The sequence below is a fragment of the Sinomicrobium endophyticum genome, from assembly GCF_052983315.1.
In genome coordinates this window covers 188,371-200,015 of record NZ_JBRKIS010000030.1, presented here as the reverse complement: position 1 = coordinate 200,015, position 11,645 = coordinate 188,371, and the positions used below count along the sequence as shown (strand labels likewise).

The 11,645-nt window shown below is 44.0% G+C and carries 7 protein-coding genes; 6 read left to right on the top strand and 1 reads right to left on the bottom strand.

What is annotated here, in order from left to right; genetic code table 11:
• On the top strand, window positions 1-1,239 hold a 1,239-nt coding region (locus tag ACVBDU_RS12665), incomplete at its 5' end, for an IS1380 family transposase (protein WP_447178411.1).
• Between the two features lie 387 nt (window positions 1,240-1,626).
• Here the strand turns inward: ACVBDU_RS12665 and ACVBDU_RS12660 are convergent.
• Window positions 1,627-3,435, bottom strand: coding sequence for a glycoside hydrolase family 2 protein (locus tag ACVBDU_RS12660; protein ID WP_447180124.1), 1,809 nt, complete (start codon window positions 3,433-3,435; stop codon window positions 1,627-1,629).
• A gap of 606 nt (window positions 3,436-4,041) precedes the next feature.
• On the opposite strand from ACVBDU_RS12660, the gene ACVBDU_RS12655 reads away from it, so the two are divergent.
• From ACVBDU_RS12655 to ACVBDU_RS12635, 5 genes are all read left to right on the top strand, one after another.
• The gene (locus tag ACVBDU_RS12655; RefSeq protein ID WP_447180123.1) at window positions 4,042-5,514 is read left to right on the top strand and encodes a Gfo/Idh/MocA family protein; all 1,473 of its coding nucleotides are present in this window, start codon (window positions 4,042-4,044) and stop codon (window positions 5,512-5,514) included.
• Window positions 5,515-5,848: 334 nt separating this feature from the next.
• A complete protein-coding gene (locus ACVBDU_RS12650) occupies window positions 5,849-6,289 on the top strand; it encodes a DUF4833 domain-containing protein (protein WP_447180122.1) in 441 nt (146 codons plus the stop codon).
• Between the two features lie 204 nt (window positions 6,290-6,493).
• Complete coding sequence (locus tag ACVBDU_RS12645; protein ID WP_447180127.1) at window positions 6,494-7,507, top strand: linear amide C-N hydrolase; 1,014 nt, start codon at window positions 6,494-6,496, stop codon at window positions 7,505-7,507.
• A gap of 223 nt (window positions 7,508-7,730) precedes the next feature.
• Window positions 7,731-9,560 (top strand): BamA/TamA family outer membrane protein, encoded by a 1,830-nt coding sequence (locus ACVBDU_RS12640; protein ID WP_447180121.1) that lies wholly within the window; start codon window positions 7,731-7,733, stop codon window positions 9,558-9,560.
• A 90-nt stretch (window positions 9,561-9,650) separates the two neighbouring features.
• Complete coding sequence (locus ACVBDU_RS12635; RefSeq protein WP_447180120.1) at window positions 9,651-11,276, top strand: dihydroxyacetone kinase subunit DhaK; 1,626 nt, start codon at window positions 9,651-9,653, stop codon at window positions 11,274-11,276.
• The last annotated feature ends 369 nt before the right edge of the window (window positions 11,277-11,645 follow it).

Sequence of the window (11,645 nt, the reverse complement as noted above, 5' to 3'; positions counted from 1 at the left end):
GAGTATCTCTCGGCATCCGGTATAGGTAAATTATTGGATAATAACCTGCCAGAGCTTGCGCCCCAATCCAAATATTCCTGGAGCGATGTCTTGTATTCATTGCTAAGCATTTACTTATGTGGTGGCGACTGTATCGAGGATCTTCAAACCCATCTTAAACATCATTTCAAAGGCAATCCTTACCTGAATATGCCTAGTTCCGACACGATGCTACGGCGTATAGGTAATTTATCCGAACCCACTGCCCAATGTAAGACCAAAAGAGGTTCTGTACTTCACACATACAGCACCCACTCGGTCTTGGGGCAATTGAACATGGAGGTATTGAAACATTTGGGTGTTTTTAAACAAAAGGAACTCCTGGTGGATTATGACAATACCATCATTTTCAATAAAAAAAAGGATAGTAAAATGACCTATAAGCGTGCCCCGGGGTATCAACCCGGGGTCTGCACCATTAATGAGAACCAGGTCCTTTACATAGAAAACAGGAACGGGAACAGTGACGCAAAGTCCTTTCAGTGGGATACATTATCTCGCCTGTTCCATTTGTTGGAAGCTAATATAGACCGTAAAATTGACCACTTCAGGGCCGATGCTGCTTCCTATCAATATGATGTTGTGAAATTAGTGCAACAAAAGGTAAGGTACTTTTACATTGGCTGTAAAAACAGTTATGTGGAAAAATATTTCAAAAAAGTAGAAAGTTGGGACACCATATCGGATGCCAATAATAACGTTATGGAAATTGGACAGGTTTTAGTGACCCCATTCGAACAACAGGCCAAAAAGGCCGGGGAAAAACCTGTCCAATACAGACTGGTGGTCAAGCGGTCGTTCAAACCTACAAAACAAACCGATGCTTTTACCGGGGATGCTTATCAATACCGCGCCATACTCACCAATAACCTTGAACTCCATATCACCGAACTGGTTCGGCTCTACAATCACAGGGGGAACATGGAGCGTCAGTTTGATATCCTCAAGAACGATTTCGGGTGGGACGGGATGCCTTTCTCCGCCTTGGGCAAGAATACCGTTTTTTTATATTTAACAGCAATCTGCCGCAACCTTTACCATCATATCATGGAATGCTTTTCCTCCAAATACAAAACACTAAAGCCTTGCTATCGTGTTAAAAAATTCCTTTTTAGGTTTATCCTCCTGCCATCAAAATGGATAAAACGTTCCAGACAAGTATCCCTCAGGGTTTATGGAAATATGCCCTTAAAAACTTAGCTGGCAAAAACAAAAACGCTCCGTAAAATAATGACCTCCACAGAGAAAGTATAAAAACTTTAACAGGGGAAGTATGCCCCAACATTTAAAAAGATATCGGAAACCTACAAAAAAAGCAACGTTTAATCCTTAAAGCACCAAAATCAAAACGGGGGGTAATGATTTACTATAGACATGCGGATTTTAGGATTCATCGGGATGCTCCCTTTAGGGTTGGGGGTAACAAATCGAGGAATTACCGAAATTCAATTTTCCTCATATACTCCAATAAAGAGTTCAATACTAAAAGGAGGAAAAAAACAGAACATTTCCGTTTTCTCCCTCCTTTTTTTGTTATACTTAAAGACCTGTAAAAACAGCTCTAAAATCTCACATCTGATATCTAAATCATTTCAACATATTAATGACTTCCTGGTTTGCCTTTCGTATCCTTTTAACATCCATTTTATCTTCTTTCCGGTCATAGGTCATCAATCCGTTCACTTCTCCCTCCACGTCGGTCGTCTGGGTATATACTGCCCCGGAAAATCCGGCAGGAACAAGCTTTTTAAGTTTTTCGGCATATTTTACGTATTCGTCCGTAACCTCTTTGGAATTTTTGAACTGTACATATCCCCAGTTGTTGTCGGTGTCCCACAGGTGTCCTTTCATCGGCAATCCGATACCCCCGTATTCTCCCAGTACGGTTACCCTGTTGGCGTCGTAAAGGAACAGGTCCGGTTGCGGGTAGTTGTGCAGGTCGAGGATATCCCCTGTCCGGAAGTGATTCCCGCCACTTGCGGAATTCACTAATCTGTTTGGGTCGTAGCTTTTGGTCCACTCCGTAATTTCTTCGGTCTTAAACTGTCCCCATGCCTCGTTGAACGGCACCCACACTACGATACTCGGGTAAGAATAGAGATAGTCCATGATTCCCTTCCATTCTTTCCGGTATATCTCTTCGGACTTCGCTGTTCTCCGGTATTCATTGCCCTCGTAATAGCTTCGCATCTGCCAGTCTTTCTGCCTGTCACCGTTAGGCATATCCTGCCATACGAGTATGCCCAGCTCATCGCAATGCGTATACCAACGGGCGGGCTCTACTTTTACGTGCTTGCGGATCATGTTATAGCCCATTTCCTTTGTCTTTACAATATCGTATTTCAGGGCCTCATCTGTCGGTGCGGTATAGAGTCCGTCAGGCCACCATCCCTGGTCCAGCGGGCCGAAATGAAAGTAATCCTTGTTGTTCAACTGCATGCGGACCACCCCGTTCTCATCCCGCTTCGTAGAGATCTTACGCATGGCAAAATAACTTTTGAACTCATCGGTCAATCCTTTATTCTTACCGATCAGTTTTACCGTTGTCTTGTATAAAAACGGGGATTCCGGCGACCATAATTTGGGATTATCCATAACAATTTCAAATGCTTCATTGGCCGAGGCCTTTACTTTGGCCACTTCCATAGTCCCGTCCAATACGGTTACTTCCACAAGATCTCCGTATTCGGGATTGGAAATATCCGCAGTAAACTTTACGAAATTACGGTCTATATCGGGAACTACCCTCAAATCTTTTATATGCTTTTCCGCAACGGGTTCCAACCATACGGTCTGCCAGATACCGGTTACCGGGGTGTACCAGATTCCTTCCGGCTTTTTCACCTGTTTTCCCCTGGGCTGCGTTCCTTCATCCGAAGGGTCCCATACACGAACCGTCAGTTCCTGCTCACCGCTTTCTTCCAGGAAAGGTGTGATATCTATCGAAAAGGGTTCGAAACCACCGGTATGTGTAGCAATCTTAATATCATTCAACCATATATCTGCCTGCCAGTCTACCGCTCCGAAATTTAGCTTAATGTTCTTCTCTTTCCATGCAGTAGGCACGCTGAAATTCCTGTTATACCAAAGCACATTAGATGCCCCCACTTCTTTCATTACCCCGGACAGGCTGGATTCTACGGCAAAAGGGACAAGTATTTTCCCCTGATTTTCTTCAGGACGTGCTTTCTCCCGGGGAGTTATACTGTAATTCCAGAGTCCGTTAAGGTTTTGCCATTCTTTGCGTTCCATTATAGGTCTCGGATACTCGTTCAGCACATTCTCCGGATCTACTTTTGCCGCCCATTCCGTTTTTATTTTGTTTCCGGCAGGTTTCCATTGGGCATAGGATAAATGACAAACTATAAGTAAAGACAGAAATAGTATTCTACGCATACTTCTTTTGTTTTGCATGGTATAATTGTATTTAGAGTTAACAATTTTAAATTTTGACGAAAAATTTAAAGAAATTTTCCAGAGCAGTGACAGCTATTATGAACGTGCTAATGCTGCCCGGGCACAAAAAAATCGCGGGTTTACCGCTTAAATTTTATCGAAATCTAAAGTATATGAAGTGTTCTTTACAAAAGCCGTTGTTCATCTCATATTTTCTTCTAAACGGTTCAAATTTGTGTTTTTACCCGAAATCGGGACGATTTGCACATATCTTGACACGATCGGAACAAATCAATTCCGTACATTTTGATCGCAAATCTTGAGCTTATTACAATGAAGTTTAAAACGGTAAAAAAAATACCGGATTTTTAATGAGCTTAATATTAAATTTCTTGAAAAACAGTAATAAATTTAAAACTATTTGTAATTTAAGCCGGAAATCAGGCGCCGTTCCGGCAAATCAAAAGGTATAGAAGAGCAAGTAACATAATTACGGACTACGGAAGGAATAGAAACCCGTTTGGGATACAGGAGTACAAGTCCGCTCTTCGGGTCCGGAAAAACATGTAAGAAGTTTTAACCCAAATAACAAAAACAGTTTTAATTATGGAAGAAAAGAATGGCAAAAGCCCATCCAAACCTTCAAATTCCAGAAGAAACTTTATTAAAAGTGCTTCTGTTGCCGCTGCCGGTTTTTACATCGTACCCCGGCACGTTTTAGGCGGCCCCGGTTTTATTGCTCCAAGTGACAAATTGCTGATCGCCGGTGTAGGTGCCGGAGGTAAAGGTGGCGACGATATCCGGAAATTTGCAGAGGGAGGCAATGCGGAAATAGCATTCCTTTGCGACGTGGATGATCGTCAGGCCAAGCAAAACAGAGAATTATTTCCAAAAGCCAAATACTACAAAGACTGGAGGGAACTTTACGATAAGGAAAGTAAACATTTTGATGCCGTTTCGGTAGGTACTCCGGATCATACGCACGCCATCATTGCATTTCACGCGATGAAAATGGGGAAGCACGTATACGTACAAAAACCGCTTACTCATGACATTCACGAAGCTTACATGATGGGGAAAGCTGCCAAAAAATACAAGGTAGTTACCCAGATGGGAGACCAGGGTTCTTCCAACGACGGAATACGAACCATGAAAGAATGGTATGAAGCGGGACTTATTGGAGATGTCCACACTATCAACTGCTGGACCAACCGTCCCGTATGGCCTCAAGGTATACAATGGCCCAACGAGAAGCCTCCTGTTCCTGCCGGACTGGACTGGGACCTGTGGTTAGGAACCGCACCTTACAGGGAATATCAGGATATGGTTGTGCCGTTCAACTGGCGAGGTTGGTGGGATTACGGTACCGGAGCACTCGGAGATATGGCCTGCCATATCGTAGGGCCCGTATTTAAAGTACTGGAACTAGGTTTCCCTACGGAAGTTAACTGTAGCGTAAGCACACCTTATGTAGACAACTTCAAAGCCGGATATTTCCCCGATAGCGCTCCGCTTTCTTCTTCCGTACACTTCAAATACGAAGGTAAAAAAGGAGAAGAGATCAAATTGAACTGGATGGACGGAGGTATTCAACCCGAACGTCCTGAAGAATTAGGGCCTAACGAAATAATGGGAGGTCATAACGATCTGGGTAACGGTGTTATTTTTGAAGGAACGAAAGGAAAAATGATGTGTGGTGTATATGGAGACGATGCACAATTGTTACCCACAAGCCGCAACCAGGAAATCAATGTTCCTCAAAAGTACAAACGAATCCTCGGGCAGGCCAACGGCCATTACAAGCAGTGGGTAGACGCTTGTATTGCCGGTTACGGAAAGCAGGAAGTAGATTCGCCGTTCGTAGGGTATGCAGTACCTCTTACACAAAGTATACTGATGGGTAACCTGGCTATCCGAAGCTTTAACCACAGGGAAGAAGTAGAGGGAAAAATAACGTATCCAGGAAGAGGAATTACCCTGCAATGGGACGGTGTCAACAGAAGAGTTACGAATTTCGAACCCGCCAACCAATACGTAAAACGCGATTACCGCCAGGGTTGGCCAGACCTGGAACTCTAAACCGAAAAGCTAACCGACTTAACAAGTCATAGATATCAAAAACAACGGGATCGGGAAAAGTATGAAAAATGGCTGTTTCCCGGTACCGTTTTTTAAAATATGAGATTACGAACCTTAAAGCCATAGGTTTTAGCAGCAATGCGATTGCTTTTGGCTATGGAATTGATCCGGTTATAAAGAGAATTTAATCTAACGATATTACGGTATGCTTTGTAAAACAGCACTACAGGAACCTTTGCCTTTATATATGAAACTCTTCTGTTCTGTTTTTACACTCTTCTTTTTTACTTTTTCTCCGGCTCAGAGTGGTTACCCGGTGCCGGAAAAAACACCTGTGAGGCTCTTTTATATTCAACACAGTAATAACCATAACACTTATGTTTACGATGCCAGGATGGAAGGAAAATCCATTAACAGGAAAAACCCGGTTGAAGCATATCGTATAGTGTATACCGAAGGTGGGATTAAAAGACCCCTGAATCTTGCGCAGAAGAAATTCGCATACGGTATAGTTACGGATTACCTGGAACCCGACCTCTATAAAATGTACCTGGCAGTATCCAAAAAATTAACGTTTTACCTAACCCTGGACAGCAACGGAAAACCAAAGGTGTATGTTACCGTTAACCAACGTAAAATGTACCTGGACCGGATGTTTGTACAGCTAAAGGACAAAACTACAGGGGTACATGTCAAAGCTGACTGGGTGCTGTTTGAAGGTAAAGATTTTAATACCATGAAAAAGGTATCCGAAAAAATCGGGGTAAATGATTAGGGCTTTTCTCCATATTACAGATATATTTTCATAGATAATCGGCATGGCATATGGAATCCGGGTATCTTCACAGGTGGTATTTTAAGGTATTACATACCGGGTATGCAGTAAAATCTCAAAATAAATACGTATTTTTATTATATTATTATGCTAATCCGTATTACTATGAAACTCCGTCGTACCGTTTTTATTTGCCTGCTTTTAATGATAACACTCACCTGCTATCAGCATTCAAAAGCCTGTACCCGTGTAGTCTATAAAGGTCCTGACGACCTCATTATTACTGCCCGGTCCATGGACTGGAAAGATGAAATAGACGCTAATCTCTGGATGTTCCCGCGTGGCATGAAACGTACCGGAGAAGTTGGTCCCATGTCCATAAACTGGACATCCCGGTACGGAAGTCTGATTGCCAGTGCATGGGATATGGCCACGGTAGACGGCATGAATGAAAAGGGACTCGTTGCCAATTTACTTTGGCTGGTGGAATCGGAATATCCGAAGTTCGATCCGAATGGGGCTAAACAAGGATTATCCATATCCGTATGGGCCCAATATGTGCTGGATAATTTTGCAACTGTAAATGAAGCCGTACAAAGCCTCCAAAAAGAAGACTTTGTTATCGTATCGGATTACATACCGGGCAGTACAAAATTCACCACACTGCATCTCTCCGTCTCCGATGCCCTGGGAGATAATGCTGTTTTTGAGTACCTTAATGGAAAACTGGTAATTCATCATGATCCTACTTACACCGTGATGACCAACTCTCCCGTATTTGAACAGCAACTTTCTATAAACGATTATTGGAAACAAATTCCCGGAACTACTATGCTACCGGGGACCAACCGGGCCGCAGATCGGTTTGTTAGAGCATCGTACTATATCGACGCTATTCCCAAAACCGATAATACCCGGATAGCCGTAGCCAGTGTATTCAGTGTTATTCGCAATTGCTCCGTTCCGTTCGGTATTTCTTCCGAGCAGGAGCCTAACATTTCCAGTACGAGATGGCGCTCCGTAGCGGATCAGAAAAATAAGGTGTATTATTTTGAAACCGTACTGACTCCTAATACTTTTTGGGTAAACCTTAATGAATTTGATTTTTCGGCAAATCAGAAAACCAAAGTACTTAAACTGGACAATTTTAAGACCTACAGCGGCGAAACCTCCGCAAACTTTGCAGAGGCTCCTCCTTTTACGTTCAAAGGAATATAATTTTTTTGTCCGTAGAGTAAAAAAAAGTCCCCTATGGGCTGCCTACCTCTTAAAGCCTATTAAAATTGAAGTGTGTACATTATATGGCCACTGCAGCATCTCGTATTATAAGTTCATACCAAAAAATGAGAGTTCCTTATGTTTTAATTATTAACTTTTCGTCTCAGATATTTATCACATGACGGGGAAATTCTTAAGTTTCATTTTACCATTCGTTTTTTTTGTGACAGCCACGCCATTGGTCGCTCAGATTTCTCCGGTACGTCAACAGCAGGACTCCACCGGCCAAAAGGGAAAACAGATATACCGGAATATTGAGGATTATTCCCGAAAAAGAGGTTTTACCCGTTTCCTTCATCGTCTCGTATTCCGTCCCGTAGACCAGAAAGAAAAATCGAGTGACCGGGAAAAGATCCTGGGGGAAGCCCCGGAAATGACCGTCGATTATTCTGCATACAACAAGAAAGTTATCCGGAATATTCATATAACCACCCTCGATCCGTTCGGTTATTCCATAGAGGACACCATACGACAACCGGAAAAATGGGTAGAACGGGTTGGGAACAGTATCCACCTCAAAACCAAAGAGACAACCATTAAAAACCTGTTGCTTTTTAAACGCGGTCAACAACTGGACTCCCTGTTTATCGCAGAATCGGAACGTTTGATAAGGCGTCAGCGCTTTGTACGGCAGGTGATTATCATACCGGTAGATGTACCCGGTAATCCCGATGCTGTAGACCTGCAGATCCGTGTTCTGGATTCCTGGAGTCTTACCCCGAGCGGCTCTGCCTCCTCATCCAGGACTTCTTTTGAACTTACCGAACGAAATTTTCTCGGTCTCGGACATGAATTCCGCAATGAATTTGAGAAAAGGCTCAACACCGGGGAAACCTCTTATCTCGGCCGGTATACCATACCGAACATTCTGAACACCTATGTACAGGCGCAACTGAATTACGAAATATGGAAAGGAGAAAACGTACGGAAAAGTTTCGGACTGAACCGGGATTTTTTCTCGGCTTACACCAGATGGGCAGGAGGTATTTACATAGAGGAAAACCTCGTACGTGATTCCCTGCCCGACACACAGGGCATATATGCCATGCAAAACATGAAATCGGAAACCCAGGACATATGGGGCGGATATTCTTTCGGGATACTTAAAGGTGAAACCGAAGAAAACCGGACAACCCGGCTCATTACTACGCTGCGCTATCTCAACCGTAATTATAAAGAAGTGCCATCCATCCTATACGATTCCGTAGGATACTTCTCGGATGAAAAATTGCTCCTGGCCAGTGTGGGGATATCCTCCAGGAAATTCGTACAGGACAAATTCCTGTTTAATTATAACATTGTAGAAGACATCCCCATCGGCCGTACTTACGGAATTACCTTCGGTACCCGGAGCAAAAATCACAGCAAGCAGTTTTACCTCGGGGGAAAATATGCTTTCGGGAATTACTACAAATGGGGATACTTCAATGTCAATGCGGAGATCGGTTCGTTTTATTACCGGAACAGGCGGCTACAAAGTGTATTGCGTCTGGATGGTCTGTATTTCAGTAATATCAAACCTTTAGGAAACTGGTACCTGAGACATTTTGCTCAGCCCGTTCTGGTTCTCGGGGACAGGAGAATGGGAATTATCACGGACCGGGTGGACATTAATGAAGAAAACGGTATTTCCGGGTTTGACAGCGAGACCCTTTTCGGTACCAAAAAACTCACTCTTACCTATCAGTTACAGGCATATTCGCCATGGAACGTTGCCGGTTTCCGCCTCAATCCTTTTTTTAACGTGAGTATGGGATTTATAGGGGACGAAAAAAACAGCCTGTTTAATAATACTGTCTACTCCAAGATCGGCATCGGACTATTGATCAACAATGATTACCTGGTATTTAATAACTTCCGGTTCTCCCTGGCTTATTATCCTTCTATCCCCGGACAGGGATATAATGTTATAAAAACCAATTCCATCAGCAATGACGACTTTATGCTTCCGGACTTTCAGGTCGGAAAACCTGCGGTTGTTCCCTATCAGTAGGAATTATCCGGTTATTGTTATCCCCGCCAGCAAGAGACCAACAGGCATCTCTATCCTTTTTATTATCTTTAAGAAAAAACCAGGACATTTATGAAATTTTTCATCAATAATCCCCACAAAGTGGTTGACGAGGGGATAGAAGGTCTGCTTACAGACCCAAGCCTTACCAAACTGGATACATTTCCGGAAGTAAGAGTAGTACTTCGTAAAAACACAGATAAAAATAAGGTCTCTGTAATATCCGGAGGAGGATCGGGGCACGAGCCTTCCCATGCCGGTTTTGTCGGAGAAGGAATGCTGACTGCTGCTGTTTGCGGTGATATTTTTGCTTCTCCGCCGGTAGATGCAGTGCTTTCGGCTATCGTAGCCACAACAGGCGAAAAGGGCTGCCTGCTTATCATAAAAAACTACACCGGTGACCGACTGAATTTTGGCCTGGCTGCCGAACAGGCACGTGCTTTGGGACTTAAAGTGGAAACAGTAATCGTTGGAGACGATATCGCTCTCGGACAGGACGTGGAGCAACGAGGATTGGCTGGTACGCTTTTCGTTCATAAAACTGCAGGTGCCCTGGCCGAATCCGGAAAATCGCTGGAAGAAGTAGCCCGGATGGCCAGAAAAGTAGCCACACAAACCTTTTCCATCGGTTTATCCCTGGAAGAAGGACAGAAATTCCAGAACCCGGAAAAATCGCGTTTGCAGATGACCGAAGCGGAACTCGGTCTGGGCATACATGGAGAACCGGGAGTGGAAACTATTAAAATGGGAGATGCCGATACCCTGATGGAAAAGGCTATTGAACGCCTGACCGCATACTTACCCCGGGAGAAAAAGGAATATGTATTGATGTTCAATAACCTGGGAAGTGTAACCCCCGTTGAAATGAACATTTTGCTCTGTGCTTTCCGGAAATCGGAACTGGCAAAACAGGTTAAATATCTCGTGGGTCCCGCCCCATTCATGACCTCTCTGAACATGAACGGTTTTTCCCTGTCTGTCCTGGAACTCGACACAGAAATTTCACAGGCTTTAAGAGCAAAGGCAGCCCCGGTTTCCTGGTTTATGCGTGAATTCGGACAAACTTCTTCCGTACCAGGTCCGGAACTTCCGAAAACCCTGCCCTTCTCTCCTTCCGAAGACAAAAGGGCTAAAAAAGTGATACAGACCATTGCCGAAGAATTGATAGTACTGGAAAAAGAGCTCAACGCCCTGGATGAAAAAGTAGGCGACGGTGATGCAGGTTCCACTTTTGCCAGCGGGGCCCGCAAGCTTCTGGAATTACAGGATCAACTGCCCCTTGCCGATAAAGGAAAACTGATGACTACCCTGGGGAGGATACTGGCACGTGAAACCGGGGGATCGAGCGGGGTGCTCCTCTCTATCCTGTTTACCCGTGCCGGAAACGCATATAAAGAAGAACAACACACGGGAAAGGCCTTGAACAGCGGATTGCAAAAAATGAAAGAATTCGGCGGAGCCCGGGAAGGACAACGAACCATGATCGATGCCCTGCAACCTGCTTTTACCGTGCTCGTTGAAAACGGTGACCTGAACACTGCTGCTCAAAAAGCAAGAGAAGGTGCCGATAAAACCAGGGAAATTACCAGGACGGATTTTGGCAGGTCTTCTTACCTGTCTGAAAAGTCGCTGAAAGGTATACCGGATCCGGGAGCGGAAGCGGTTGCCAGGGTAATGGAAAAACTGGCAGGAATATAAACAGGTAAGAAATAAACCGTTATTGTCTGAAATCCAAAGCCGTTCAGACTGTTTTGCCACGGATACACAAATAATTTATGAACTCAGGGTAAATGCATTATATACAAGAGGAGCGGTAAATGGTAATCCGTAAGCGGTAACAGTGTTGCGGTTCGGGGTTGAGGAGTTCCGATATATCGGGATGGCGTTAGAGCTATAATTTCTTTGTTACAGATTACAGGTTACATATTTATAGCTCCCTGAGCCCTTCGATAAACTCAGGAAAGGGGGCAGGTTAGAGGTAAAATATAAATACCGGCGATCGGAAAACCGACAACCGGCAACGGAACCTGTAACCTGCAACTTGTAACCTGGAATTTTAAACCTGAA